24 protein-coding genes and 1 pseudogene are annotated in these 25,614 nt (G+C 59.8%); 20 read left to right on the top strand and 5 right to left on the bottom strand.

Annotated elements, in window-relative coordinates; translation table 11 throughout:
- Position 1 precedes the first annotated feature (1 nt).
- The 14 genes and pseudogenes from LVY75_12900 to folD all read left to right on the top strand — a co-directional run bounded on the left by LVY75_12900 (position 2) and on the right by folD (position 11,637).
- Positions 2 to 1,055, top strand: a pseudogene (locus LVY75_12900) (flagellar hook-associated family protein).
- 36 nt (positions 1,056 to 1,091) lie between these two features.
- Positions 1,092 to 1,439, top strand: a complete 348-nt coding sequence (flaF, locus tag LVY75_12905) for a flagellar biosynthesis regulator FlaF (protein ID XAZ24115.1) — start codon at positions 1,092 to 1,094, stop codon at positions 1,437 to 1,439.
- Positions 1,436 to 1,885, top strand: a complete 450-nt coding sequence (flbT, locus tag LVY75_12910) for a flagellar biosynthesis repressor FlbT (protein XAZ24116.1) — start codon at positions 1,436 to 1,438, stop codon at positions 1,883 to 1,885. Before flaF ends, flbT begins: the two co-directional genes overlap by 4 nt.
- Positions 1,876 to 2,334, top strand: coding sequence for a flagellar hook assembly protein FlgD (gene flgD, locus LVY75_12915; GenBank protein XAZ24117.1), 459 nt, complete (start codon positions 1,876 to 1,878; stop codon positions 2,332 to 2,334). The genes flbT and flgD overlap by 10 nt, the downstream gene beginning before the upstream one ends.
- Before the next feature lie 116 nt (positions 2,335 to 2,450).
- Positions 2,451 to 2,717 (top strand): flagellar biosynthetic protein FliQ, encoded by a 267-nt coding sequence (gene fliQ / locus LVY75_12920; GenBank protein XAZ24118.1) that lies wholly within the window; start codon positions 2,451 to 2,453, stop codon positions 2,715 to 2,717.
- A gap of 91 nt (positions 2,718 to 2,808) precedes the next feature.
- On the top strand, positions 2,809 to 4,896 hold the full coding sequence (gene flhA, locus LVY75_12925) for a flagellar biosynthesis protein FlhA (protein XAZ24119.1): 2,088 nt from the start codon (positions 2,809 to 2,811) through the stop codon (positions 4,894 to 4,896).
- Positions 4,893 to 5,645 (top strand): flagellar type III secretion system protein FliR, encoded by a 753-nt coding sequence (gene fliR / locus LVY75_12930; protein ID XAZ24120.1) that lies wholly within the window; start codon positions 4,893 to 4,895, stop codon positions 5,643 to 5,645. Before flhA ends, fliR begins: the two co-directional genes overlap by 4 nt.
- Positions 5,646 to 5,651: 6 nt before the next feature.
- Entirely contained in the window at positions 5,652 to 6,062 is a 411-nt protein-coding gene (locus LVY75_12935; GenBank protein ID XAZ24121.1) for a hypothetical protein, read from the top strand.
- A 34-nt stretch (positions 6,063 to 6,096) separates the two neighbouring features.
- Positions 6,097 to 6,663, top strand: coding sequence for a rod-binding protein (locus LVY75_12940; GenBank protein XAZ24122.1), 567 nt, complete (start codon positions 6,097 to 6,099; stop codon positions 6,661 to 6,663).
- 11 nt (positions 6,664 to 6,674) lie between these two features.
- Positions 6,675 to 7,040, top strand: a complete 366-nt coding sequence (locus tag LVY75_12945; GenBank protein XAZ24123.1) for a hypothetical protein — start codon at positions 6,675 to 6,677, stop codon at positions 7,038 to 7,040.
- Positions 7,040 to 7,582, top strand: coding sequence for a hypothetical protein (locus LVY75_12950; GenBank protein ID XAZ24124.1), 543 nt, complete (start codon positions 7,040 to 7,042; stop codon positions 7,580 to 7,582). Before LVY75_12945 ends, LVY75_12950 begins: the two co-directional genes overlap by 1 nt.
- Positions 7,583 to 7,871: 289 nt before the next feature.
- On the top strand, positions 7,872 to 8,720 hold the full coding sequence (locus tag LVY75_12955) for a WecB/TagA/CpsF family glycosyltransferase (protein XAZ24125.1): 849 nt from the start codon (positions 7,872 to 7,874) through the stop codon (positions 8,718 to 8,720).
- A gap of 121 nt (positions 8,721 to 8,841) precedes the next feature.
- A complete protein-coding gene (locus tag LVY75_12960; protein XAZ24126.1) occupies positions 8,842 to 10,617 on the top strand; it encodes a succinoglycan biosynthesis protein exop in 1,776 nt (591 codons plus the stop codon).
- A 120-nt stretch (positions 10,618 to 10,737) separates the two neighbouring features.
- Positions 10,738 to 11,637, top strand: coding sequence for a bifunctional methylenetetrahydrofolate dehydrogenase/methenyltetrahydrofolate cyclohydrolase FolD (gene folD, locus LVY75_12965; protein ID XAZ24127.1), 900 nt, complete (start codon positions 10,738 to 10,740; stop codon positions 11,635 to 11,637).
- Between the two features lie 14 nt (positions 11,638 to 11,651).
- Here the strand turns inward: folD and LVY75_12970 are convergent, their stop codons facing one another.
- Complete coding sequence (locus tag LVY75_12970) at positions 11,652 to 12,677, bottom strand: substrate-binding domain-containing protein (GenBank protein XAZ24128.1); 1,026 nt, start codon at positions 12,675 to 12,677, stop codon at positions 11,652 to 11,654.
- Positions 12,678 to 12,972: 295 nt separating this feature from the next.
- Here LVY75_12970 and LVY75_12975 point away from each other — a divergent pair, with 295 nt between their 5' ends.
- The 6 genes from LVY75_12975 to LVY75_13000 all read left to right on the top strand — a co-directional run bounded on the left by LVY75_12975 (position 12,973) and on the right by LVY75_13000 (position 20,014).
- Positions 12,973 to 14,334, top strand: coding sequence for an ABC transporter substrate-binding protein (locus LVY75_12975; protein ID XAZ24129.1), 1,362 nt, complete (start codon positions 12,973 to 12,975; stop codon positions 14,332 to 14,334).
- A 171-nt stretch (positions 14,335 to 14,505) separates the two neighbouring features.
- Positions 14,506 to 15,519, top strand: coding sequence for a sugar ABC transporter permease (locus tag LVY75_12980; GenBank protein ID XAZ24130.1), 1,014 nt, complete (start codon positions 14,506 to 14,508; stop codon positions 15,517 to 15,519).
- 1 nt (position 15,520) lies between these two features.
- The gene (locus tag LVY75_12985; protein ID XAZ24131.1) at positions 15,521 to 16,684 is read left to right on the top strand and encodes a carbohydrate ABC transporter permease; all 1,164 of its coding nucleotides are present in this window, start codon (positions 15,521 to 15,523) and stop codon (positions 16,682 to 16,684) included.
- A 35-nt stretch (positions 16,685 to 16,719) separates the two neighbouring features.
- Positions 16,720 to 18,372 (top strand): alpha-glucosidase family protein, encoded by a 1,653-nt coding sequence (locus LVY75_12990; protein ID XAZ24132.1) that lies wholly within the window; start codon positions 16,720 to 16,722, stop codon positions 18,370 to 18,372.
- Positions 18,373 to 18,393: 21 nt separating this feature from the next.
- Positions 18,394 to 19,485: a sn-glycerol-3-phosphate ABC transporter ATP-binding protein UgpC gene (ugpC, locus tag LVY75_12995; protein ID XAZ24133.1), complete on the top strand. Its 1,092-nt coding sequence runs from the start codon at positions 18,394 to 18,396 to the stop codon at positions 19,483 to 19,485.
- Positions 19,486 to 19,600: 115 nt separating this feature from the next.
- Entirely contained in the window at positions 19,601 to 20,014 is a 414-nt protein-coding gene (locus LVY75_13000) for a hypothetical protein (protein XAZ24134.1), read from the top strand.
- A 76-nt stretch (positions 20,015 to 20,090) separates the two neighbouring features.
- Here LVY75_13000 and edd read toward each other — a convergent pair whose 3' ends face one another.
- The 4 genes from edd to LVY75_13020 form a co-directional block, all read right to left on the bottom strand.
- Positions 20,091 to 21,917 (bottom strand): phosphogluconate dehydratase, encoded by a 1,827-nt coding sequence (gene edd / locus LVY75_13005; protein XAZ24135.1) that lies wholly within the window; start codon positions 21,915 to 21,917, stop codon positions 20,091 to 20,093.
- 68 nt (positions 21,918 to 21,985) lie between these two features.
- Positions 21,986 to 22,684, bottom strand: a complete 699-nt coding sequence (gene pgl, locus LVY75_13010; GenBank protein XAZ24136.1) for a 6-phosphogluconolactonase — start codon at positions 22,682 to 22,684, stop codon at positions 21,986 to 21,988.
- 18 nt (positions 22,685 to 22,702) lie between these two features.
- Positions 22,703 to 24,178 (bottom strand): glucose-6-phosphate dehydrogenase, encoded by a 1,476-nt coding sequence (zwf, locus tag LVY75_13015; protein XAZ24137.1) that lies wholly within the window; start codon positions 24,176 to 24,178, stop codon positions 22,703 to 22,705.
- Between the two features lie 135 nt (positions 24,179 to 24,313).
- On the bottom strand, positions 24,314 to 25,609 hold the full coding sequence (locus tag LVY75_13020) for an FAD-binding oxidoreductase (protein ID XAZ24138.1): 1,296 nt from the start codon (positions 25,607 to 25,609) through the stop codon (positions 24,314 to 24,316).
- Positions 25,610 to 25,614: the final 5 nt, after the last annotated feature.

Here is a 25,614-nt window from a genome sequence, read left to right on the forward strand (position 1 = left end):
CATGAAGAGCTCATTTATTTCAAGTTCGGCCATTCAGAACGCCATGCGGTTGACGATCCGCCAGGCGCAGAACCAGATGACGAAGGCGACGATGGAAGCGACCACCGGCACCTACGCCGATATTGGTGTGTCGCTGGGCGGTTACGCAGCCAAGAGCATCGACTTCACCCGCGAAGTCGACCGCATCAAATCGATCAAGCTCAGCAATGCGCTTGTAGATGCCCGCATGGAATCGGCCCAGACCGGGCTCACCAAAATGAAGACGGCCGGCGACGGCTTCCTGTCCAAGCTGACCGCGCTGCAGAGCAGCCACGATCCGGGCAGCGTCACGGTCGCTATCCAGTCGGCCACGAGCGCGCTTTCGACGATGATGGACACATCCAACTCGATGGTGAACGGCGAATACCTCTTCGCCGGCATCAATACCGACATTCAGCCGCTGACGGACAAGACGGCGGCGACTTCGGCGGCGATCGTTACAGCCTTGAATGCTTACGCGGCAGGCCTGCCGACGCCGAAGCCGGTCAACGAACTCACCGGCGACGAGATGAAGACATTCATCGAGACCCAGGTCGAGCCAATGTTCAGCGAAGCCGCCTGGACGGATCCGACAACCGGCTGGTCCAAGGCGTCCAGTCAGAACATGACGAGCCGCATCAGCAATTCGGAAGTCGTTGAAATCCTCGACCAGCGCCAATTCCGAGGGCATGCGTTACTTCGCTCTGGCAACTGTGACGACGGCCGCGCTATTCGGCCAGAATCTCAGCACCGATGCGATGAGCGCAGTCTCCTCCAAGGCGATCACATACACGACGAGGGCGACCACGGGTCTCGTTACCCAGGCCAGTCAGCTCGGCCTCTCGCAGGAGCGCGTCGAAAAGGCGAATGACGCCCTCGATGCCCAGGCGAACATCATGCAGACCAAGCTCGTCGATATCCAGGGTGTTGATCCCTACGAGGCCTCGACCCTTGTCAAGACTTTGGAAACACAGCTCGAAACCGCTTACACGATCGTATCGAAGATTCAGCAGTTGAGTCTCGTGAACTACCTTTGATGATCAAAGGCGCGCAATATAAAGAAGGATGCATGAATGTATCAGTTCTCTTATGCCGAGGTCATGCAAGACTCGGTTGCCGACGCGAAGGAGCGGGAATGGCAGGTTCTCGAACGTTCGATCGAACTGCTTTCGGCGGCGCGCGATAAAGAGAAGTACAGCCGGGAGGCTATTGAAGCTCTCTTCTATACCCGCAGGGTCTGGATCAGCTTCGTTGAGGATTTGAAGCATCCAGACAACCAGCTGGAGATCGAGCTCAGGGCGAACCTTATTTCGATTGCGATCTGGATATTGAAGGAATGCGACAGAATTAGAAAACGTCAGTCGAATAACTACCAGGGCATTATCGACGTTACCACCATCATCAGGGATGGACTTAAATGAAAAGTACACTTCGCATTTCTCTGAAAGCCGGAGAAAGAATCTTCATCAACGGCGCTGTCCTGCGTGTCGACCGTAAGGTGGCACTGGAATTCCTGAACGATGTGACGTTCCTTCTCGAAAACCACGTGCTACAGCCGGAAGGCGCGACCACGCCGCTTCGCCAGCTCTACTTCATTGCCCAGATGATCCTCATCAATCCCGAGGGCAAGGAACATTCGACGGCGATGTTCCGCAAATCGATCACGATGCTTCTCACATGCTTCAAGAACGAGGAAATCCTCGCCGAACTGAAGCGGATCGACGCACTCGTTTCGACCGGCCGCGCCTTTGACGCGCTGAAGGCGATCCGCGGTCTCTACGCGATCGAAGACGGCATTCTCAACAATCACGAGCTGCCCCCGACAATGGTCGAGCAGATTCGCAGGGAGATCGCACCATGGCGGTAGACGGAACCCAGAGCGTAGGCGGCGGCAGCAGCACATATGGCTCGTCCAATGCTGCGCAGCAGAAGGCCACGCTGAACTACGATAACTTCCTTCAGCTTCTGGTCGCGCAGATGAAGAACCAGGATCCGACCGATCCGATGGATGCCAGCGAGCAGATGTCTCAGCTTGCAAGCTTCTCGCAGGTCGAGCAGACGATCCAGACGAACACGAAGCTCGATACGCTTCTGACGAGCTCCAGCCTGACCCAGGCAAGCAGCTATGTCGGCAAGTACATGGAAAGCGCCGACGGCAAGACCAAGGGTACGGTCGAATCCGTCAAGGTTTATTCCGACGGCCTCATTGCAACGCTGGACAATGGCGGTAAAATCCTAATCCAGGCTGGCATCTCCATTTCTGATTCGGCGCCGACCAACCCCTCGGGCGACGATAGCGGTTCGGATAATACCTGAAGTGACGACGGCGGCGCCGAAAGGGCCTGACGCTCGTTCGTTTGGATGACGCCAAAAATACCGGTCCGGTTAAAGCCGGGCTGGCTGCTTTCAAGGCGATATGAGGTTGCCTGACGATGAATGAAGCTGATGCACTCGACCTGTTCCAGGCTGCTATCTGGACCGTCCTCATTGCCGCGGGTCCTGCGGTCATTGCGGCAATGGTCGTCGGTCTCGTCATCGCGCTGATCCAGGCGCTCACGCAGGTGCAGGAAGCGACACTCACCTTCGTTCCGAAGATCGTAGCCGTTCTGGTCACGGTCGGCATTTCGGCCCCCTTCGTGGGCTCGCAGATTTCCATCTTCACCAATCTGGTCTTCTCGCGCATCCAGTCAGGCTTCTGAGCCAACTTCGCGCAAGCTTCGCCATTTAACTGTCGATCCGAATTGGGCGGACTCTGAGGTTCGCCTCCTCTCATGAAGAGACGGAATCGCCATGGCGCAACCACCTGCACTACCCCTTCCGAAAGCCGCCCCAAGTCTGCGTGATATCGGTTTTGCCTTGGGCATCATCGGTATTATCTGCATCCTCTTCCTGCCGATCCCGCCGTTTTTGATCGACATGGGCTTGGCCTTCTCGATCGCCTTCTCGGTGCTGATCCTCATGGTCGCGCTGTGGATCCAGAAACCTCTCGAATTCTCGTCCTTCCCGACCATCCTTCTGATCGCGACAATGACGCGACTGGCGTTGAACATCGCCACGACACGCGTCATCCTTTCGCACGGCAACGAGGGACATGACGCGGCGGGCGGCGTCATCGCCGGCTTTGCAAGCCTGGTCATGTCCGGCGACTTCGTCATCGGTCTGATCGTCTTCCTGATCCTCATCACCATCAACTTCATCGTCATCACCAAGGGTGCGACGCGTATCGCGGAAGTGGGCGCGCGTTTTACCCTGGACGCCATCCCCGGCAAGCAGATGTCGATCGACGCCGACCTTTCGGCCGGCATCATCGACGAGAAGGAAGCCCAGCGCCGCCGCAAGGAACTGGAAGAGGAAAGCTCTTTCTTCGGTGCGATGGACGGTGCCTCGAAATTCGTTCGCGGTGACGCTGTCGCCGGTCTTCTGATTACCGCCATCAACGTCTTCGGCGGCATCATCATCGGCTATTTCCGCCATGGCATGCCGATCGGCGAAGCAGCTGACGTTTTCGTCAAGTTGTCGGTCGGTGACGGCCTCGTCTCGCAGATGCCGGCCCTCATCGTCTCGCTCGCCGCCGGCCTGCTCGTCTCGCGCGGCGGCACCACAGGCTCCACCGACCAGGCGGTCGTCAATCAGCTGAGCGGCTATCCCCGCGCACTCTCCGTCTCGGCCGTGCTGATGTTCGTCCTCGCTCTGATGCCGGGCCTGCCGTTTGTGCCCTTCGTGATCCTCGGTAGTCTTCTCGCCTTCGGCGCCTGGTTCATTCCGCGTCAGGCCGAAGCCGAAAATCTGCTTCGCCGTGAAGCCGAGGAAAAGAAGGTCGTCCAGACCAAGGAGCTCGAAAAGGACTCGGTCAAAGCGGTTCTGCGCACGTCCGAAATCGAGCTTGCTCTCGGCAAGATGGTTTCGACCCGCCTGCTCGGCGCCCATCAGGAACTCGCCTTCCGCGTCGGCAAGATGCGCAAGAAGTTCGCCACCCAATACGGTTTCGTCGTGCCGGAAATCAAGGTCACCGACGATATCGGCATCCCCGAGAAGTCGTATCAGATCCGCATCCACGGCACGACTGTCGCCTCGAATCTGCTGCGTGTCGGCGAAGTTCTCGTCGTCACCGGCGCCGGTCGCAAGCCGAGCATTCCCGGCGACGAAATCCGCGAACCCGCTTTCGGCATGCCGGCGGTTTCGATCCTCGAAAACTTCGCCGAAGATTTGAAGCGTGAAGGTTTCCAGCCGATCGACAACGTCTCGGTCGTGCTGACGCATATGAGCGAGGTTATCAGAAACAACCTGCCGCAGCTTCTGTCCTATAAGGACGTGAAGATCCTGATCGATCGTCTCGACCCTGAATACAAGAAGCTCGCGGATGAGATCTGCTCGTCCCACATGTCCTATTCGGGCCTGCAGGCGGTGCTGAAGCTGCTTCTTGCCGAACGCGTCTCGATCCGTAACCTGCACCTCATTCTGGAAGCGGTCGCAGAACTTGCCCCGCATGTCAGGAAGACGGAGCAGATCGTCGAGCACGTCCGCATCCGTATGGCCCAGCAGCTTTGCGGCGACCTTGCCGACAACGGCGTGCTGCGCGTGCTGCGGCTCGGCAGCAAATGGGACCTCGCCTTCCACCAGGCGCTCAAGCGCGATGCCAAGGGCGAAGTCGTCGAATTCGACATTGATCCGCGCACGCTCGAAGAGTTCAGCGAACAGGCGACGAAAGTTATCCGTGAATTCATGGACAGAGGCCTGCCTTTCGCCCTTGTCACCTCACCGGAAACGCGCTCCTATGTCCGCATGATCATCGAGCGACTCTTCGCAACACTTCCCGTTCTCTCGCATGTGGAACTGGCCAAGGGCATCGAAATCAAGATTCTGGGCTCGATTTCATGATTTCAGACCCGCAAGGGACAGTTCTGGCGCTGTTTCTGGTTTTCTGCCGGATCGGTGGCTGCGTGCTGACCCTTCCGGGTTTTTCGTCGGGCCGCGTGCCGGAGCAATTGCGCGTCTTCATTGCAGGCGCGCTTTCGCTTGCCGTTCTGCCGGTGCTCTGGGACACGGTCTATCCGTCGGTCCACACCAGTTCCGGCACCTATATCGGCCTGATTTTCAGCGAATCACTGATCGGTGTGATGTATGGCATGCTCGCCAGGCTCTATACGCTCGGTCTGCAGTTCGCGGCCACGATCGTCTCGATGATGGTCGGCTACACGCAGCCGAGCACGTCTGACATCGTCGAAGATTCGCCCGAAATCAGTCTGACGGCCTTTATCACGATGACCGGCCTGATGGTTCTCTTCATCATGGATTTCCATCACATCGTTTTCCGCGCGCTGATCGATTCCTACACGACCATGCCTTTCGGCGGGTTGATGCAGTTGCGCTCTACGCTCATCACCTTCACGGATACGCTGGAGCAGACCACCTACATCATGCTGCGGCTTTCGAGCCCCTATTTGATTTACGGACTGATCTTCAACATCTCGATCGGCTTCATCAACAAGCTCGCGCCGCAGATCCCGGTCTACTTCATCTCCACGCCCTATCTGCTCATGGGCGGCCTCTTCCTGCTCTATTTCTCGATCGCTGCATTGATCAGCCAGTTCGCCCAATCCTTCGGCAGCATATTCGTGGGAAAGTGAGGGGCGATGATGGAGAAGAAGCGCTCCGACAAGCTCAAGCGTCTGGTCACGGTTCAGCGGCATCTCGAAAAAATGGCGGAGTACGATCTGGCGGAAACCAGCCGCCAGCGCGCCGAAGTCAATGCAGCCATGGATGTCGCCATTCTAGCGCTCGGCTCGCTGGACCCTGTCCATCGTGCTTTCTCGCAGAGTTATGCCGATCGTTTCGGCAGGCTGAGCATCAAGGATCAACAATTGACCGGCATGCAGCAGGTCCATGAAATGCGCCTGACGCGTGAGCGCGCCAAGGGCGACCGGCTGGAGGAAAGCATGCTCGATGCCCTTCAGGCCGAGCGTCGTGAGGCGGATGACAATGCCGTCTACGATGTAATCGATCAGCAGTTCGCAACGCCAGCCTCCAGCAAGCTTCAAAAATAATAATCGCCACGATCTTACATTAGAGGATTGTAACGTGGCTATTTCACCCCCCAGCGATCTGGTGATGGACGTCGTCAAGGCGGCCGACCCCATGGAGGTTCAGGCTGCCCAGGAAAAGCTGAAAGCCAGCCGCGCCGCTTTTGCTGCGACAAGCCTGGCCGACAGCGGTAACGGTTTTTCTTCCGCAGTCGACATTCTCGACAACGTCAAGCAGAAGACCGGCCTGCACAATATCCAGAACCGCGAAAAGACCGAGGACGTGCCGGAAACCTACCGGAAGTTCGAGGCTATGGTTCTGCAGAATTTCGTGAAGTCCATGCTGCCGAGCGATGCCGAGAATGTCTTCGGCAAGGGCGCAACGGGCGATATCTGGAAAGGCATGATGGCCGAGCAGCTCGGCAACGTCATGGCTCAGGGCGACGGCATCGGAATTGCCAAGCAGATGTATTCCGAGCAGTTGCGCCGCCAGGAAGGCAAGATCGTCAACGCCTCCACGGATGAAGACGACCGCAAGACTGCAATGAGCATGATCGACGACTTTCAACGCAAGACCTTCGGCACTCCGACTGCCGACAATAAGTCCGCAACAAGCGACGCATAATCGAGGATAAAATGGAAATAGTTTCGAACGAATACAGGATCAAATCCGTTCTCGGGCGCCTCGAAATGATAATCGACAATGAGAACACTCGGATCGGCAGCGATCCGCAGTTCGATCTGAAGGTCTCCAATGCGCACAAGAGCCGGTGCCTGTACGAGCTCTCGATGCTCTTCCGCGACACCGATCCGGCCGAGCTTGCCGCTTCGCATCTGGACCAGCTTCATGGCCTCAAGAAGAAGCTTACGCTAAACGCCCGCCGCGTCGAAGCGCATCTGGAGGCGGTTCGCGCCGTTGCCGATCTCTTGAAGAACGCCGTGCAGGATGCCGATGCTGACGGCACCTATTCCCAGGAACAGTTCGCCGCGCGGGATGCCTGATGATCAAGCTCGTCCTCACAGGCGTCTGGGTCTGCGCCGTCACGTTGGCATCGGTCTATTTCTCGGTGAACATGGCGACTGCGCCGGCGCCGGTTGAAGCGGATACCAAGCAAAGCGCGCTCGAGCTGGTGAAGGGCGAGACGATCACCGTGCCCGTTATCGGCAACGGTGCGGTCAACGGTTATTTCCTCGGCCGCATCTCCTTCATGATGCACAAGGATATGATCGCAGGCCTCAACCTGCCGATCACGGAAATGACGACCGACGAACTCTTCAGCCTGCTCGTCGGTAACAAGATGATCGACGTCTCCAATATCAAGGCCTTCGATCCCGGGGCTTTCCGCGAACAGATCAAGAAGGGCATGAACGAGCGTCTCGGCGGCGAATATGTGGCCGATGTCATGCTGGAGCAGCTCGACTATCTGTCGAAGGAAGACGTGAAGGAAACCTCCGGCGGCAAGCCGCAGAAGGTTGGAGCGCCGGTCAAGATCGTCGAGACCGCGCCCGCGTCCGAAACGCCGGCTCCCTCGGCCAGTCACTGATCACCATTGATCGGTCAATTCAAAACGGCGCCGAAAGGCGCCGTTTTTTGCGTTCTCGTCTTGGTTAATGAACTACTTATGCGCGCATGAAAATCCAAAGGTTTTTCCTAAGGGTTGTTTGAAGCGGAGTTGATATAAACGCGGCACAAGCTTGGGATGATGCCGCCACGGGTTGGGGGAAATCGCTTCAGGCGGGACGCCGCTGGTCCTCACAAGACCTCCGCTGCGGAAATGTGGGCTTGTTTTCCAGGATGTCGGGCGCATGACGCACCCTCGGCAGGAGGTTGGAATGAATTTGATTGCAAACTTCGCGGTGCTTGCATCGCGGCGGACGATTTTCGATCTGCCGGTCTGCGATCTCGGCTGGGACGACGCGCTGGTTTTCATCAACGAACTGGCTTCCATCCCTGTCGGGCAGACCGTGGTTTGCTTCGTCAACGCTCACAACATGCTGACCGCCCTGGGCGACGACGAATACTATCAGATCATGTCGCATAATCTGGTCCTGCCCGATGGCATCGGCCTCAACATCGCATCCCAGGTCACGCATGGTTCGCCATTTCCCGCCAATCTGAACGGTACCGATTTCGTGCCGGCATTCCTGACCTTCATGGAAACGCCGCGCCGTATCGGTCTGATCGGCGGCGCGCGTGCGGTTGTCGAGAAGGCGGCCGAGAACTTTTCCCGGCATACGCCCTGGCACGAATTCTTCGTCATCTCCGACGGCTTTTTCGACAAGGCAAATCCGGAAGCTGTTACCGCCGAAGTGGAGCGTCAGAAGCTCGATATCCTGATTGTCGGCATGGGCACGCCGCTGCAGGAAAAATGGGTTCACCAGAATATCCGCGCCGATCACGCGCGTCTCGTCCTGACGGTCGGTGCACTTTTCGATTTCGTTTCCGGCACCGTCCCCCGCGCGCCGAAGACCGTGCGCATGATGCGTCTCGAATGGGCCTATCGCCTGGTGCAGGAGCCGGCGCGCCTCTGGCGCCGTTATATTATCGGTATCCCGATTTTCCTCTTCCGGGTCTTCCAGTATCGCTTCAGCCGGCGCGCGCGTATTCTCAGCCAGCCGGTTGAACCGACGCACGCTGCGGGCGAACAGAAGAGAATCGAGCAGATGAAGAAAGCCGGCTGATTACAGATTTCTGCAGGCTGCGGTTAACCATTTCTTTGCCATATATATTTAGAGTAGCTTAATCATCCGCGTCGGCGCGGTTGAGCGAACTCGGCTATCATGCGCATGAGATGTGACGCCAATGCACGATTCCAGGGCGAAAAGCAGTTTCCATGATCGCGCAACCAGCTTCTCGCGCGGCCAGCGGCAAAGTCACGCGGAAGAGAGTACCGGTGCACCGGAGATCCGCCCTTCGGAAGCCGAACTGCTGCACGCCATAAGCCGGCTGCTCGATGAGCAGCGCGCGAAAGCGCGGCAGACTGAACCGCTGGTCGATCGGATCGAAACGATCCTCGGTTCGCGCCTTCAGGCTGCTAACGATATCTCTTCCGTTTCCGCTCCCGCTTTTGAGCCCTCTTCTCCCGCAGCGGAGCCAGCGACGCAATACCTCCAGGTTCATCACGTCGCTCCCGTCGAAAAAGCACCCGTTTTGCCGGTCTCACGCAAAATAGGGCGCACGAAATGGGGCAGGAGCGCCCTCGTCATTGTTGCCCTCTCGTTCGTTGGTGCTGCCACCCCCGTCCTGATGCCATCCGCACCCGTGCGTTACACAGCAGAAACGACGCTTGCCGTGGATGCGGGCGCAGGCGACCGGGCTGCGCTTGTCGGGGAAACCGTCAGAAGGCTGTTCTCGGTACCTGTCATCACCTCAGCTGTTGCAGCACTGAAGCTGGACCGCGATCCGGAATTTGCCGGCAGCAATGCCAATGCACTTGGTGTTGCCCTCGAGCTTCTCTCCGGCAGCGGCGCGGCGGCTGATCCGGCATCGCGCGCCGAGGCCGCGCTGAAATCTGCCCTCGCGATTATTCCCGATGACCGCACTGGCACGATCCGCCTGATGGTAACGACGGCCGATGGCGACAAATCGACACGAATCGCCATGCGGTTGTCCGATGCGGTGACCGGCGGCAGTGCCGCGAGCAAGGCGGCCGAGACGGCCACTGCCTTGAAAAAAGAAAATGATCAGGCTCAGGCAGAGCTCATGGCTTTTGGCCAGAAGAACGGCGAGGGCAATGTCAAGGTTGCGACGCAATTGCAGCGTCAGATCGCCGGCCTCGATGCCGATCTCAAGAATGCCGACGACAATATCCTGACCGCCAAGGAACAGGCCGACAAGCTGAGGGCCGCCAAGCTCGCGGACGTGCTGGAAGGCTCGCTCACTTCGGATATGATCTCACCCGCCCTGCAGGATCTGCGCGACAGATACGCGATTGCCAAGACGGCGCTCGCGCAGCTTTCGGCAGACCTTGGGCCGCGCCATCCGCGCCTGCTCCAGCAGCAGTCCGAGGTCGACGGTCTGAAGGACAGCATCGGCAAGGAACTTGTGCGCCTCGCCCAGAACGCAAGTGGGACAGCCAAGGCTGCCGTCGATGCGCGCAGGCAACTGAGCGACCGTCGCAACGCGCTCATTGCCCAGAGCCGCGATACCGGCGTCGATCTCGCCAAGCTGACCGAGTTGCGGGAAAAGGCCTCTGCGGCCCGCTCGCGCCTGGAAGAAGAGGTTTCCACGACAGGTGCCATCGGCGACGGCAGGGTTACGGTTCGCAAACCCGCTCTTGTGCTGCCGGTTCCCGGTGGCAGCAGTTTCGCTTTCAATGCCTTGCTGGGCGGCCTTGCAGGTCTGGTCGTAGGCCTCGGCTTCGTTTTTCTGCCGCGTCGCTTCCGCTGGCAGTCTGAACAGGTGCCGGTCCTGCCGGTTGAAATTCCCGTCCAGGCTCAAATTCTCGCCCCTGTGGCCGAACTTGTGCAGGTCCCCGAACCGGAGTTGGTCCCGCAGACGGCGGACGAGGTCGATGCATTGCGCTCGCAGATCGCCAGCCTGCGCGATCGCCTACACGCCCACCAGGCTTCCCGATAGGCGAACGCCCGACGGCAGATTGCTCTTGCAATTGCCGTTTTTAAACGGGATAGGGCGTTATCGGGAAATCATTCCCGTCGCGGGCGAATAGACTGGCGCGAAACTGGGCGGAGAAGACGCGTGACGACAGTAATCGACGGCAAGCAGGTTGCCGCATCCGTAATCGAAACCGTGAAATCGGCAAATGCTGCGCTTGAGGCTGCCAAGGGCGTACGGACGGGCCTTGCGGTCATCATCGTCGGCGACGATCCGGCGAGCCACACCTATGTCAGCTCCAAGAGCCGAATGGCCAAGGAATGCGGCTTCAAATCCGTCCAGCACACGCTGCCGGTCGAGACGAGCCAGGAGGAGCTTGCCGCCCTCGTCGCCACGCTCAATGCCGATCCGTCGATCCACGGCATTCTCGTGCAGCTGCCGCTGCCCAAACATCTCGACAGCGAGGCGATCATCCAGTCGATCCTGCCGGAGAAGGATGTCGATGGCCTGAGTGTCGTCAATGCCGGCAAGCTTGCGACCGGTGACCTGAAGACCGGCCTCGTCTCCTGCACGCCGGCCGGCGCCATGGTTTTCGTCCGTCGCACCCATGGTGAGGATCTTTCCGGCCTCAATGCCACCGTCATCGGCCGCTCCAACCTGTTCGGCAAGCCGATGGCGCAGCTTCTGCTGAATGCCAACGCGACGGTCACCATTGCCCATTCGCGCACCAAGGATCTCGCCGGCATCTGCCGCAATGCCGATATTCTGGTGGCCGCCGTCGGTCGTCCGGAAATGGTCAAAGCCGATTGGGTCAAGCCCGGTGCCACCGTCATCGATGTCGGCATCAACCGCATTGCCGCCCCCGAACGCGGCGAGGGGAAGACCCGCCTCGTCGGCGATGTCGCTTTTGCCGAGGTTTCTCCGGTTGCTGCCGTCATCACCCCGGTTCCGGGTGGCGTCGGCCCGATGACGATCGCCATGCTGATGGCCAATACGGTGATTGCCGCCCATCGTTCGGCAGGACTGACGCCGCCGGTATTCTGATCATCCCCCTTTAATCAACTCTGGGGCGCGGCGCCTGTCGAGGCCCTGACGATCAACTCGGTCTTCCAGAGTTCCTGTTCGGGGAAGGGGCCCGCCTGCTTGACCGTACCGATGAGCCGCTGCGCGATGCGCACGCCGGCCGCCCGCAGCGACGAGCGTGTCGTCGTCAGCGGCACGGAGAAATTCTCCGGCTTCAGGAGCGGCAGAACATCGTCATGGGCGATCAGCGAAATGTCCTCGCCGAGTTTCAATCCGGCTTGATTGACGGCGCGGATTGCACCGAGCGCAAGCACCGTACTGGAGCATAAAATGGCGGTTGGCCGATCCGGAAGCTGCAGGAAGCGCTCCATGGCGATCAGTCCTTCCTCGTCCGTCATGACCGTATGGCTCGTGCAGTCTTCCTCTAGCTCCAACCCGCGTTCGGCCAGCGCGGCAATGAGCCCGTTCCTGCGGCGAATGGCGAAATCGAGATGCAGCGGCCCGTTCATCAGCGCAAAGCGCGTGTGGCCGAGCTGCAGGAGAAGCCTCGCTGCATCGTAGAAAGCCGCCTCATTGTCGATGTCGAGATAGGGATAGTCCGGTTCCGAGCCGAAGGAGCGGCCATGCACCACGAAGGGCATGGAAAGCGACTTCAACATGGCAAGCCGCGGGTCGTGCCCGCGCATATAGGCTACGAAGAGCGCGTCCACATTGCCGCTGATCGCGAGACGCCGCAGCGCTGCGACCTCGTCGTCCGGGTCGGCCGGCATGATGACGAAGTGAAAGTCATGACGCACCGCTTCTTCGCCGAGACCGGTCAGGAACTCGCCGAAATGCACGTCCGATTGATGGCCGGGCGCTGTCGGCATGACGAGGCCGATCGAGCCGGCCTTGCCGGTGGCAAGCCGCTGGGCGGCCTTGTTGGGCCGGTATCCGGTTTCCTTGACCGCCCGGAGCACGCGTTCCCGGGTTGCCTCGTTGACCTCCGGATAGCCGTTGAGTGCGCGGCTCACAGTTGTCTGCGAAAGCCCCAGCAATTCCGATAGCTGTTTGAGATTCACCTGCTATGCTTCCTCCCGGCCTGCCCTGTGGCCGTAAAATAGTGGCCGCCGCCTCCCAATGGCTTCCAAAGCGCTTTCAAATATGTAGCATCTGCTGCGCTTGACTCAAGAAAAATCGCTCCATATTCCCCATTAAGCCTTGCTGCGACGCGATACAGTGGCGGTATTCCTGCCGTTTTCGCAAAATGGCTTGACTTCATTCGGCCAAAAGGGAATGAGTTGCGTTGTCAAAGCGCTTTGAGATTTCCTTTGGAAGAAATTCTGCGCTATCCGATTGTGATGGGAGGTTGATCACATGAAAAAGTCATTCTTGATGGGCGTTGCACTTGCGGCGCTTTTTGCGGGCGCTGCATCGGCAGCGGATCTGAAATTCGCACCGGGTCAGGACTCCAAGTTCAACTGGAAGAGCTATGACGACTTCAAGGCTGCCCATGCCGACCTGAAGGGTCAGCAGCTGACGATCTTCGGTCCCTGGCGCGGCGAAGATGAAGCCTTTTTCCAGAGCATCCTCGCTTATTTCGTCGAAGCGACCGGCATCGACGCCAAGTATTCCTCCTCTGAAAACTACGAGCAGCAGATCGTTATCGATACGCAGGCAGGCTCCCCGCCGAATATCGCCATTCTGCCGCAGCCGGGCCTGCTGGCCGATCTCGCGAGCAAGGGTTACCTGACGCCGCTCGGCGACGATACTTCCAAGTGGGTCAAGGACAACTACGGCGCCGGCGACAGCTGGGTCGGTTACGGCACCTACAAGGGTAAGGACGGCAAGGACGCCTACTTTGCCTTCCCTTACAAGGCCGACGTGAAGTCGCTCGTCTGGTATGTTCCTGAGAACTTCGAAGAGGCAGGCTACAAGGTCCCGACGACCATGGAAGAGCTGCACGCCCTGACTGACCAGATCGTCAAGGACGGCGGCGTTCCGTGGTGCATCGGTCTCGGTTCCGGCGGCGCAACCGGCTGGCCGGCAACCGACTGGGTCGAAGACATCATGCTGCGCACCCAGAAGCCGGAGGTCTACGACAAGTGGACTACCAATGAAGTGAAGTTCACCGATCCGGCCGTCGTTGCTGCCATCGACGAATTCGGCAAGTTCGCCAAGAACGAAAAATATGTAGATGGCGGCGTTGCAGCCGTTGCTTCGACGGACTTCCGCGACAGCCCGAAGGGCCTCTTCGCCGTTCCGCCGAAGTGCTACCTGCACCACCAGGCTTCGTTCATCCCGTCCTTCTTCCCCGAGGGAACGAAGCTCGGTACCGATGCCGACTTCTTCTACATGCCGACCTATGCCGCGCATGCCGATCTCGGCAAGCCGGTTTTGGGTGCCGGTACGCTCGTCTCCATCGCCAAGGACTCCCCGACCGCCCGCGCCTTCGTCGACTTCCTGAAGACGCCGGTCGCTCATGAACTCTGGATGGCGCAGTCGAGCTTCCTGACCCCATACAAGGGCGTCAATGTCGATGCTTACGCCAACCCGCAGATGAAGAAGGAAGGCGAGATCCTGACCTCGGCCACGACCTTCCGCTTCGACGGTTCCGATCTGATGCCTGGCAAGATCGGCGCTGGCGCCTTCTGGACCGGCATGGTTGATTTCGTCGGCGGCAAGTCCGCTCAGGACTCTGCAGCCGAAATCCAGAGCGCCTGGGACGGCATCAAGTAATTTCCTGCCATTTCGTGCCGCCGGGCGACCGGCGGCATCACCGGAATGAACGGCCGGGCTCCAGAGGGGGAGCCCGGTTGTGCCGGATCCTGTGGTCAAACCCACAAGCAATATTGACGGTGTCCGGCATTAACCCTTCAAAATAAGACAGGGAAGCAGGGGAGGGACGAAATGCTGTCGCAGATAGTGTCCGCTTTGGGCGTCGTGGTAGTCGCCGTTTTCGCATGTTCGGCCTATTTCTTTTTCTCGAACAAGATCCTCGATCTCGCCTTGCCGGTGAAGGACGGTGATATCCGTCAGGCTTCACGCAATCTGAACCGGCGCGCGATGATCCGGCCCTGGCTGTTTCTCTTTCCGGCGCTTTTTCTGCTGATCGTCTACCTCGTCTATCCCGTCGTCGCGACCTTCATCCTGTCCTTCTACGACCGGTCGGGCAACGAGTTCGTCGGTGCGCAGAACTACCTGTGGGCCGTGAACGACCGCGAATTCCGCCAGTCGATCTTCAACAACATTCTCTGGCTGGCCGTCGTGCCCGCCTGCTGCACTTTCTTCGGCCTCGTCATCGCCGTCATGACCGACCGCATCTGGTGGGGCAATATCGCCAAGAGCATCGTTTTCATGCCGATGGCGATCTCCTTCGTCGGCGCTTCCGTCATCTGGAAGTTCATCTATGAATACCGCGGCGGCAACGATGTGCAGATCGGCCTTTTGAACGCCATCGTGCAGACATTCGGCGGCACGCCTGAGGTCTGGATTTCCGTTCCCTTCTGGAACAATTTCTTCCTGATGGTGATCCTGGTCTGGATCCAGACCGGTTTTGCCATGGTGATCCTCTCGGCCGCATTGCGCGGTATCCCGGAGGAGACGATCGAGGCAGCTGTCATCGATGGCGCCAATGGCTGGCAGATCTTCTGGCGCATCATGGTGCCGCAGATCTGGGGCACGATCGCCGTCGTCTGGACGACGATCACCATCCTCGTCCTCAAGGTTTTCGACATCGTGCTCACCATGACCAACGGCCAGTGGCAGACCATGGTACTGGCGAACCTGATGTTCAACTGGCTGTTCCGCGGCGGCGGCGATTCCGGCCGAAGCGCTGTCATCGCCATCATCATCATGCTCGCCGTCACGCCGATCATGGTGTGGAACGTGCGCCGCGCCAATGCCGAACTGAAGGGACGCTGAGATGACGAGAGCTGCAAGCTACTTCAAGATCGGCCCGGCCCGTCTTTTCGTCCACTTCTGCGTTCTCGTCATCGTCATCATCTGGCTGGTGCCGACCCTCGGCATCTTCGTCAGTGCGCTGCGCGACAAGGACCAGATCACCGTTTCCGGCTGGTGGACCGCCTTTGCCGGTTCCACGCAGACTGTGGCCGCGCGCCTCGGCACCCCCGATCAGGCAAAGCAGGAAGGCGATATCTATGTGATCACGGGCAACGTGCTGGCCGATCAGCCTGGCCGCTCGGTCAAGGCCTTCGGCGTACGTGTGCAGCAGCCTTCGGCTTTCGAGGCTGGTCAGACCGCTGATCTCGGCGAGGGCGAAAGCTTGGTCATCAACAGCGATGGCAGCTACCGCTACATGAAGAATGTCGCCTTTGCGCCTGATGAACGTCCGCGCCGCATCTATGTCGCGGCATCGGCTCCGCCGGAATTCACGCTCGCGAACTATAAGACCGTTCTAACGAGCGAGGGTATCGGCCAGTCCTTCATCAACTCTCTGACAGTGACCATTCCGGCGACCATCATCCCTATCCTGATCGCCGCTTTTGCCGCCTACGCGCTGAGCTGGATGGAATTCCCCGGCCGCGCGCTTCTCATTGCACTCGTCGTCGGCCTCATCGTCGTGCCGCTGCAGATGTCGCTCATCCCGCTCTTGCGTCTCTATAACGAGATCGGCACCGCGATCGGCCAGCCGTCGAAGACCTATCCCGGCATCTGGCTGGCGCACACCGCCTTCGGCATGCCGCTCGCCATCTATCTCTTGCGGGCCTATATTGCCGGCCTGCCCAAGGAGATCATCGAATCCGCCCGCGTCGATGGCGCCAGCGACTTCGAGATCTTCACCCGCATCGTTTTGCCTCTGTCCTTCCCCGCGCTTGCATCCTTCGCGATCTTCCAGTTCCTGTGGGTGTGGAACGACCTGCTTGTGGCCATGGTCTTCCTCGGCACCGACAAGGACCACCTCGTGCTGACAGGAGCGCTGAATGCGCTGCTTGGCTCGCGCGGCGGCAATTGGGAAATCCTGACGGCGTCCGCCTTCGTCACCATCATCATACCGCTGCTCGTCTTCTTCTCGCTGCAGCGTTATCTGGTGCGCGGCCTGCTGGCGGGGTCGGTCAAGGGAGGCTGATCCATCCCAAGACTTAAGCTTAGACAGGATATTCCATGAGTGTGGCTTCCCAATCCAATCTGACCGCCGACAAGGACTGGTGGCGCGGCGCGGTGATCTATCAGATCTATCCGCGCTCCTACCAGGATTCGAACGGCGACGGCATCGGCGACCTGAAGGGCATCACCGCCCGCTTGCCGCATGTGGCAAGCCTCGGTGCCGACGCCATCTGGATTTCGCCCTTCTTTACCTCGCCGATGCGCGACTTCGGTTACGACGTCTCGGACTACGAAAACGTCGACGCCATCTTCGGTACGCTGATCGATTTCGACACGCTGATAGCGGAAGCCCACCGTCTCGGCATCAAGGTGATGATCGACCTCGTCATCTCGCATTCTTCCGACCAGCATCCCTGGTTCGTCGAAAGCCGCACGAGCAAGACCAATGCCAAGGCCGACTGGTATGTCTGGGCCGATGCAAAGCCGGACGGTACGCCGCCGAACAACTGGCTGTCGATCTTCGGCGGTTCCGCATGGGCGTGGGATCCGACGCGCATGCAATATTACATGCACAACTTCCTGACCTCGCAGCCGGATATGAACCTGCACAATCAGGAAGTTCAGGACCGCCTGCTTGATGTCGTCCGTTTCTGGCTGAAGCGCGGCGTCGACGGCTTCCGCCTCGACACGATTAACTTCTATTTCCACGACAAGCTTCTGCGCGACAATCCGGCGCTTGCCCCGGAACGCCGCAATGCGTCCACCGCACCTGCCGTGAACCCCTATAATTTCCAGGAGCATCTCTACGACAAGAATCGCCCTGAGAACCTCGAATTCCTGAAGCGCTTCCGCGCCGTGCTGGAAGAGTTTCCCGCGATTGCCGCCGTCGGCGAAGTGGGCGACAGCCAGCGTGGCCTCGAAATCGTCGGCGAATACACCTCCGGCAATGACAAGATGCACATGTGCTACGCCTTCGAATTCCTGGCGCCCGATCCGCTGACGCCGGAGCGCGTCGAGGAAGTCATGAAGGATTTCGACGCCGCCGCTCCCGATGGCTGGGCTTGCTGGGCTTTCTCGAACCATGACGTCATGCGCCATGTCAGCCGCTGGGGCGCGCTGGTTGCCGACCACGATGCCTTTGCCAAGCTCTACGCTTCGCTGTTGATGACACTGCGTGGTTCGGTCTGCCTCTATCAGGGTGAGGAACTCGCTCTCACCGAAGCTGATCTCGCCTATCAGGATCTGCAGGATCCCTACGGCATCCAGTTCTGGCCGGAGTTCAAGGGGCGTGACGGTTGCCGCACGCCCATGGTCTGGGACAGCCAGGTCGCACAGGGCGGCTTCTCGACGGTGAAACCCTGGCTGCCGGTCCCGGTCGAGCACATCCTGCGCGCCGTCAGCGTGCAGCAGGGTGACGAGAATTCCGTGCTCGAGCACTACCGCCGCTTCCTCGCCTTTCGCAAGCAGCATCCGGCTTTCGCCAAGGGCGAAATCGAGTTCGAGGATCCGCAGGGCGATGCCCTGGTCTTCACACGCGAATACGGCAATGAGACGCTGCTCTGCATCTTCAACATGGGGCCGGCAGAAAGCAATGTCACCCTGCCGGCGGGCGAGTGGCAAGCTTTGACGGGGCACGGCTTTAACAGCAACAACTACGGCGACAAGATCGATATTCCGGCCTGGGGGGCGTATTTCGCCCGCCTCGCTTAAGGATCAGGAGGGGAGAGGAAAATGACTGGACTGACGCTTAAGGATATCCGCAAATCCTACGGCTCCGTGGACGTGCTCCACGGCATCGATCTGGAAATCAACCAGGGCGAATTCATCGTTTTCGTCGGCCCCTCCGGCTGCGGCAAGTCCACCTTGCTGCGCATGATCGCCGGCCTGGAAAACATCACCGGCGGGGAGATGTATATCGACGGCATGCTGGTCAATGACGTGCCGCCCTCCAAGCGCGGCATTGCCATGGTGTTCCAGTCCTACGCGCTCTACCCGCATATGACTGTTTTCGACAACATGGCTTTTGGCATGAAGATCGCAGGCGAGAGCAAGCAGGAGATCGACCGCCGCGTGCGGGCTGCCGCCGAAAGCCTGCAGTTGACCAAATATCTCGACCGCCTGCCGAAGGCGCTCTCGGGCGGCCAGCGCCAGCGCGTGGCGATCGGCCGCGCCATCTGCCGCAATCCGAAGGTCTTCCTCTTCGACGAGCCGCTCTCGAACCTCGATGCGGCACTGCGCGTCGCGACCCGTATCGAGATCGCGCGGCTCAACGAGCAGATGGCCGATACGACGATGATCTATGTCACGCACGACCAGGTCGAGGCGATGACGCTGGCGGACCGAATCGTCGTCCTCTCGGCCGGCAATATCGAGCAGGTGGGCGCACCGCTGGAGCTTTACGAGCGACCGGCAAACCTGTTCGTCGCAAAGTTCATCGGCTCGCCGGCCATGAATATCATCCCGGCAACGATCACCGATGCCGGTGCCACGACGACGGTGACGCTGACCGGCGGCAAGTCCGTGACGCTCGATATCGCCACTGCGGCATCGGAAAAGGGCAAGCAGGCAAGCTTCGGCGTTCGCCCGGAAGACCTGCGCATCGCCGATCCCAGTGAAGACTATCTGTTCGAGGGCGAAGTCTCGATCGTCGAGCAGCTCGGCGAAGTGACGCTTCTCTACATTGAAGGCTTGGTCCAGGGTGAGCCGATCATCGTCAAGCTGCCCGGAATCTTCGATGTAAAGCGCGGCCAGAAGATGCATTTCGTGGCCGACCGGCAGAAACTGCACCTCTTCGATGCGGCCGGTCACACCTATAGGAAATGATCATCCATTTTTGGTGGAATCCTTCCTCCTGAGACTGCCAAGGGGAAGGATTCTCACTTTCTGTTAAACATGCAGTGCTAGCCTTTTTCTCATCAAGACTGAGGGGACTAAGGCCATGGCCGCATCGAATCCAACACCTGCGAAATCGCACTTCCTGGCGAAGGAAGAATCTTTCATGTACGACCGCGAATCGCGGTTCAAGATGGAAGACACGATGAACGCCGCGCGTATCGAATATACGGAAAAGGGCGTCATGCATGCCGCCTCGCGCCGCTGCGATATCGTCCGTATATCCATGAGCAGCGCGATCCTGGCGATCCTCACACAGTATACGCTGCCGAAGCAGTTCTACCTGGATATTCCGGATGCCCGCATCACCAAGGTGGGCTGCCTCTTGATGAAGACTTTCCCGAACAACACGATCGAGGTTCGCTTCCTGCGCCTGCTGACGCAGAAAGAACTGAACAAGATCTTCGTCTACAGCACGCACCCGGCTCACAAGGACTACGTCCTCGATATCCGCGCGTAACAGTCTCGCGTCTCGCTGGATATGAAAAACCCGCGGTTTCGGCCGCGGGTTTTTCTTTTGCATCGATGAGGGGATGTCAGTGCGCGTGGAAGAGCACGCTGGCACCCTGGTCGGACGGTCCGACCGCGTGACGGAACGGCGCGAAAAGCTCGCGGCCCATGCCAAATTCATTGTCTGAAAGATCGATCGTCACAGGTTCGCGCTCGGCCATGTCAGCAGCATCGACGAGAACTTCGAGCGTGCCCCTGATCGCATCGAGACGGATGATGTCGCCGTCCTTGATGCGGGCGATCGGGCCACCATCGACAGCTTCGGGCGTGACATGGATTGCCGCTGGAACCTTGCCGGAAGCACCGGACATGCGCCCGTCGGTCAGCAACGCCACGCGGAAACCGCGATCCTGCAGCACGCCGAGTGGTGGGGTCAGCTTGTGCAGTTCCGGCATGCCGTTGGCCTTCGGTCCCTGGAAGCGCACGACAGCGACGAAATCGCGGTTGAGCTTGCCCTCCTTGAAGGCGTCCTGCAGTTCCTGCTGGCTATGGAACACGATTGCCGGCGCCTCGATGATATGGCGCTCCGCCTTGACGGCGGAGATCTTGATGACCGCCTTGCCGAGATTGCCGCGCAGCATCTTCAACCCGCCATTCGCCTGGAAAGGCGTTTCGATGCTGGCGAGCACCTTCGGATCGTGGCTCTTTTCCGGCGAAGGCTGGCGCACGACGGCGCCGTTTTCGCCGAGCTGCGCATCGACCGTATAAGCCTGCAGCCCGTGACCGAAGACGGTGCGTACATCGTCGTGCACGAGACCCTGCTTCAACAGTTCCTTGATGAGGAAGCCCATGCCGCCGGCTGCCTGGAAATGGTTCACGTCTGCAAGCCCGTTCGGATAGACGCGGGCAAGCAGCGGCACCAGTTCCGAAAGCTCGGCAATGTCCTGCCAGGTCAGCACGATACCGCCGGCGCGGGCCATGGCGACGAGGTGCATCGTGTGGTTCGTTGAGCCGCCCGTCGCATGCAGGCCGACCACGCCGTTGACGATCGAGCGTTCGTCGATCATCTCGCCGGCCGGCGTGAATTCGTTGCCGAGAGCGGTAATGGCGAGCGCCCGCTTGGTGGCCTCTCGGGTCAGCGCTTCGCGCAAAGGAGTGCCTGGGTTGATGAAGGAGGAGCCGGGCATATGGAAGCCCATGATCTCCATAAGCATCTGGTTGGAATTGGCCGTACCGTAGAAGGTGCAGGTGCCCGGGCCGTGATAGGACTTGGATTCGGCTTCCAGCAGTTCGGCACGGCCGACCTTGCCCTCGGCGAAGAGCTGGCGCACGCGCGACTTCTCGTCGTTCGCCAGGCCCGTCGTCATCGGGCCGGCTGGAATGAAGATCGACGGCAGGTGGCCAAAGGAGAGGGCGGCGATCATCAGACCGGGGACGATCTTGTCGCAGACGCCGAGAAAGAGGGCGGCATCGAACATGTTGTGCGACAGGCCGACACCCGCTGCCATGGCGATAAGGTCACGCGAGAAGAGCGAGAGCTCCATGCCCGGCTGGCCCTGGGTGACGCCGTCACACATTGCCGGCACGCCGCCTGCGACCTGAGCGATGCCGCCGGCCTGGGCAGCGGCTTCGCGGATGATCGCCGGATAGGTCTCGAACGGCTGGTGGGCCGAGAGCATGTCATTATAGGCGGTGATGATACCGAGATTGGGCACACGGTCGCCCGCAAGCGCATCCTTCTCGGCGGGGGAACAGATGGCAAAGCCATGGGCGAGGTTGGCGCAGCCGAGAACCGAACGGTTGACGCCCTTTGAGGCGGCAGCGCGCAGGCGTTCCAGGTAGCGCTCGCGGGTCGGCTTCGAGCGTTCGACAATGCGATTCGTGATCGCAGCAATGCGTGCGTGAGCGGACATGGAAAATCCCTGCCTTGTTTTGGTTCGTCAATGTTCTGTTCGCCGGCTTCGGCGGCTGTAAGGCCCTATCAGGGAGCCCAGTAGATCTCGACCGGGGAAGTGGCCCGGCGCAGAATGGCGCGGATCGGCATGTCTGCCTCTTCGCCTGTGCCTTCTGCCTTGGCGAGAACGTCTTTTTTGCCTTCGCCCTCAATGTGGAGAATGAGCAGTTTGGCATCTTGCAGTGCGGAGAACGTGAAGGTCAGGCGCGGTTCGCCAGCCCCTTCCGCATCCATGGTGATGATGCCGCGCGGTGTCCTGGCATCGAGCGCAACGCTCAGATTGTTGCCACCGGGGAAGAACGAGGCCGTGTGGCCATCGCCGCCCATGCCGAGAATGACGACATCGAAGGGGATGCCGATCTCCGCACTCTTTACCGTTGCAAGCTTCGCAGCCTCCTCGACGGAGGCGGCGGGCTGGTAAAGCGGCACGAAACGTGCCGCTTTCGCCTTGTTTTGAAGAAGATTGGCATCGACCAGCAGGTGGTTCGAACGCGGATTGTCGGCGGGAACGAAACGTTCGTCGACAAGCGTGATCGTCACCTTGGCCCAGTCGATATCGCGCGTCGAAAGCGCCTGGAAGAAGGCTTTCGGCGTGGAGCCGCCGGAAACGGCGATGCTTGCCGCTCCGCGCGCTGCGATGGCTGCCGAAAGGACGCTGGAGACCTTGTCTGCAAGGCTGGCGGCAAGTTCGGCGGCGTTAGCGAAGGAATGCAGTGTCGATGCCATATCTTCGGACCCTTGGACTTAGATGTCGTCGTGCCAGGTGCGGCCGTCACGCTCGATCAGCGCGATGGCCTGGCTTGGACCCCAGGTGCCGGCCGTATAGCCCTGCACCTGCTGGCCGGTGGATTCCCAACCCTTGAGGATCGGATCGACCCACTGCCATGCCGCTTCGACTTCGTCACGGCGCATGAACAGCGTCTGGTTGGAGCGGATGACGTCCATCAGCAGACGCTCGTAGGCGTCTGGATTGCGCACGTTGAAGGCCTGGGCGAAGCTCATGTCGAGCGAGACATTCCGCAGGCGCATGCCGCCCGGGCCCGGATCCTTGATCATCAGCGACTGCTTGACGCCTTCATCCGGCTGCAGGCGGATGATCAGCTGGTTCTGGCTGATGCGGCCGGCGGCTTGGTCGAAGACCGAGTGCGGGATGGACTTGAAGGTGATGACGATTTCCGAAACGCGGCCGGCGAGGCGCTTTCCGGTGCGGATGTAAAAGGGAACGCCCGCCCAGCGCCAGTTGTTGATCTCGGCCTTGATGGCGACGAAGGTTTCCGTGTTGGAAACGCCGCCTTCCAGCTCTTCCAGATAGCCCTTGACCGGACCGCTGCCCGAAGCGCCGGCGCGGTACTGGCCGCGAACCGTCGCCTGCTCGACATTGGACGCGTTGATCGGCTTCAGCGCGCGCAGAACCTTGAGCTTCTCATCGCGAACGGCTTCCGAATCCATCGAGGAGGGGACTTCCATCGCGGTCAGGCAGAGAAGCTGCAGGATGTGGTTCTGTACCATGTCGCGCAGCGCGCCGGCCGTGTCGTAATAACCGGCACGGCCCTCGAGGCCGACGGCTTCAGCAACGGTGATCTGCACATGGTCGATATAATTGGCGTTCCAGAGCGGCTCATAGAGCGCGTTGGCGAAGCGCAGCGCCATCAGGTTCTGCACCGTCTCCTTGCCGAGATAGTGGTCGATGCGGAAGATCTGCTCTTCCTTGAAGACGCGGCCGATATTGTCGTTGAGCTGCAGGGCCGAAGCCAGATCGCGGCCGATCGGCTTTTCGACGACGATACGGGTCGACTTGGTAATCAGCTTGTGGTCGTGGATCTTCTGCGAAATGTCGCCGAAAATGCCCGGAGCAACAGCGAGGTAGAAGGCGCGCACGCGGTCCTTGCCCTCGTCGAGCAGCTTCTTCAACACGTCCCAGCCGGTATCGGTACGGGCATCGACGGAAACATAGAAGAGACGGGAGCAGAACTTCTCGACTTCGGCCTCGTCATATTCGCCCTTCTTCAGGTGCTCCTTGAGCGCATCCTTGGCGAACTTGCGGTATTCCTCATGCGAAAGCGGGCTACGCGAAGCGCCGATGACACGGGTCGGCTCCGAGAACTGGCCCTCGATCTGGCGATGATAAAGCGCCGGCAGAAGCTTGCGTTCGGCAAGGTCGCCGCTGCCGCCAAAGACGACGTAATCAAAAGGCTCAACGGGAATGATCTGGCTGCTCATGAGCTTGTCTCTCAATCAGGCTTGGTTGGTGGCCGTTTTAATCTAATCGATTTAAAAAAGCCAGTGTGCGGTGCAATGAATCTGTCGGACATCGGTTTTAGAGCGAATTGTCCGGTGAGGAAATCCGCAATCGAACTAAAACTTGTCGCGGAGGGCAAACCACGACAAGGCAAGGAAAAGCAGCGGCGCCCGCATGCGCGCGCCGCCCGGAAAGGCAGGGATATCGAGCGCCTTGAACAGATCGAGATCGGCCGATTTCCCCAGCACCATTTCTGCGTAAAGCTTGCCACAGTAATTTGACAGCATGACGCCGTGGCCGGAATAACCGCCGATCGAGGTGACGCCCGGCATGACTTCGCGCACGAAGGGCTGGCGCGGCATGGTGATGCCGACCGAGCCGCCCCAGGCATGGGTGATCTCGATATCCTTGAGCGCGGGGTAGATTTCGGCGATCTGCCGGCGGATATGCTGCGAAATGTCGCGCGGATTGTCGGCCGTGTAGGCCTCCCGCCCGCCAAACAGCAGCCGTCCGTCCTTCAATTTGCGGAAATAGCGCACGACGAACCGCGAATCCGCCACCGCTTCGCCGCCCGGTATCACATCAGGGAACCGGTCAAGCGGCACAGTCGCGCCGATGAAGGAGCGGATCGGCATGACATGGCTGGCCGTGATCGGCTCCAGATTGCCGATATGTCCGTTGCAGGCAATCAGCGTCCGGTTGGCGGTGATTGTACCGCGTTCAGTTTCGATAACGACCTTGCCGCTGGCCTGACCGATCGACTTTGCCTTGGTCATTTCGAAGATATCCGCCCCGGCATTGGCCGCCACCTTGCCAAGGCCGATCAGCAACTTCAGCGGATGGATATGGCCGGTGCCGGTATCGCGTACCCCGCAATAGAAGCGTTTGGAGCCAAGCCGCTCCTGTGTCTCTTCGCGGTCCATGAAACGCAGATGCGGATAGTCGTAGCGGAAGGCCGCGATTTCCGCATTCTCGTAATAGTACCGCTTGTAGCTTTCCTTGTGGGCGACGCTGAGCTGACCGGACACATAGTCCATATCGATCTGGTGCTCGGTCGCAAAATCCATGAGGTGCCGCTTGGCATCTTCGGCAAGATCGAAGAGCGCCTTGGAGCGCTCGTAGCCGATCTTCTCCTCCATCTCTTCCGGCCACCAGCGCTGGCCGGTGCCGAGCTGGCCGCCATTGCGCCCGGAGGCGCCGTCGCCGAGCCTGCTGCCCTCGATGAGCGTCACCGAAACGCCAGCCCTGGCGAGATTATAGGCGGCCTGAAGGCCCGTATAGCCGCCGCCGATAATGGCGACGTCACACTGCCTGGAGCCGTCGAGTGCCGGATAATCCGGCCGCTCGCCGACTGTTGCCTGATACCAGGAGACGCCTGGGGCAATGGGGCTTTGCCATGTCTCTTGCGTCATGGCAA

The sequence above is a fragment of the Sinorhizobium sp. B11 genome, assembly GCA_039725955.1.
In the GTDB taxonomy this organism is placed as follows: Bacteria; Pseudomonadota; Alphaproteobacteria; order Rhizobiales; family Rhizobiaceae; genus Rhizobium.

Excerpts from the sequence above, each read along its gene's own strand:
- LVY75_12955 (XAZ24125.1), top strand. The coding sequence starts at position 7,872 with ATGAATTTGATTGCAAACTTCGCGGTGCTTGCATCGCGGCGGACGATT.
- LVY75_12975 (XAZ24129.1), top strand. The coding sequence starts at position 12,973 with ATGAAAAAGTCATTCTTGATGGGCGTTGCACTTGCGGCGCTTTTTGCG.
- LVY75_13020 (XAZ24138.1), bottom strand. The coding sequence starts at position 25,609 with ATGACGCAAGAGACATGGCAAAGCCCCATTGCCCCAGGCGTCTCCTGG.
- LVY75_12980 (XAZ24130.1), top strand. The coding sequence starts at position 14,506 with ATGCTGTCGCAGATAGTGTCCGCTTTGGGCGTCGTGGTAGTCGCCGTT.
- ugpC (XAZ24133.1), top strand. The coding sequence starts at position 18,394 with ATGACTGGACTGACGCTTAAGGATATCCGCAAATCCTACGGCTCCGTG.
- edd (XAZ24135.1), bottom strand. The coding sequence starts at position 21,917 with ATGTCCGCTCACGCACGCATTGCTGCGATCACGAATCGCATTGTCGAA.
- LVY75_12985 (XAZ24131.1), top strand. The coding sequence starts at position 15,521 with ATGACGAGAGCTGCAAGCTACTTCAAGATCGGCCCGGCCCGTCTTTTC.
- LVY75_12960 (XAZ24126.1), top strand. The coding sequence starts at position 8,842 with ATGCACGATTCCAGGGCGAAAAGCAGTTTCCATGATCGCGCAACCAGC.
- LVY75_12935 (XAZ24121.1), top strand. The coding sequence starts at position 5,652 with ATGATGGAGAAGAAGCGCTCCGACAAGCTCAAGCGTCTGGTCACGGTT.
- fliQ (XAZ24118.1), top strand. The coding sequence starts at position 2,451 with ATGAATGAAGCTGATGCACTCGACCTGTTCCAGGCTGCTATCTGGACC.
- LVY75_12945 (XAZ24123.1), top strand. The coding sequence starts at position 6,675 with ATGGAAATAGTTTCGAACGAATACAGGATCAAATCCGTTCTCGGGCGC.
- LVY75_12990 (XAZ24132.1), top strand. The coding sequence starts at position 16,720 with ATGAGTGTGGCTTCCCAATCCAATCTGACCGCCGACAAGGACTGGTGG.
- LVY75_12950 (XAZ24124.1), top strand. The coding sequence starts at position 7,040 with ATGATCAAGCTCGTCCTCACAGGCGTCTGGGTCTGCGCCGTCACGTTG.
- flbT (XAZ24116.1), top strand. The coding sequence starts at position 1,436 with ATGAAAAGTACACTTCGCATTTCTCTGAAAGCCGGAGAAAGAATCTTC.
- zwf (XAZ24137.1), bottom strand. The coding sequence starts at position 24,178 with ATGAGCAGCCAGATCATTCCCGTTGAGCCTTTTGATTACGTCGTCTTT.
- flgD (XAZ24117.1), top strand. The coding sequence starts at position 1,876 with ATGGCGGTAGACGGAACCCAGAGCGTAGGCGGCGGCAGCAGCACATAT.
- LVY75_13000 (XAZ24134.1), top strand. The coding sequence starts at position 19,601 with ATGGCCGCATCGAATCCAACACCTGCGAAATCGCACTTCCTGGCGAAG.
- fliR (XAZ24120.1), top strand. The coding sequence starts at position 4,893 with ATGATTTCAGACCCGCAAGGGACAGTTCTGGCGCTGTTTCTGGTTTTC.
- flaF (XAZ24115.1), top strand. The coding sequence starts at position 1,092 with ATGTATCAGTTCTCTTATGCCGAGGTCATGCAAGACTCGGTTGCCGAC.
- flhA (XAZ24119.1), top strand. The coding sequence starts at position 2,809 with ATGGCGCAACCACCTGCACTACCCCTTCCGAAAGCCGCCCCAAGTCTG.
- pgl (XAZ24136.1), bottom strand. The coding sequence starts at position 22,684 with ATGGCATCGACACTGCATTCCTTCGCTAACGCCGCCGAACTTGCCGCC.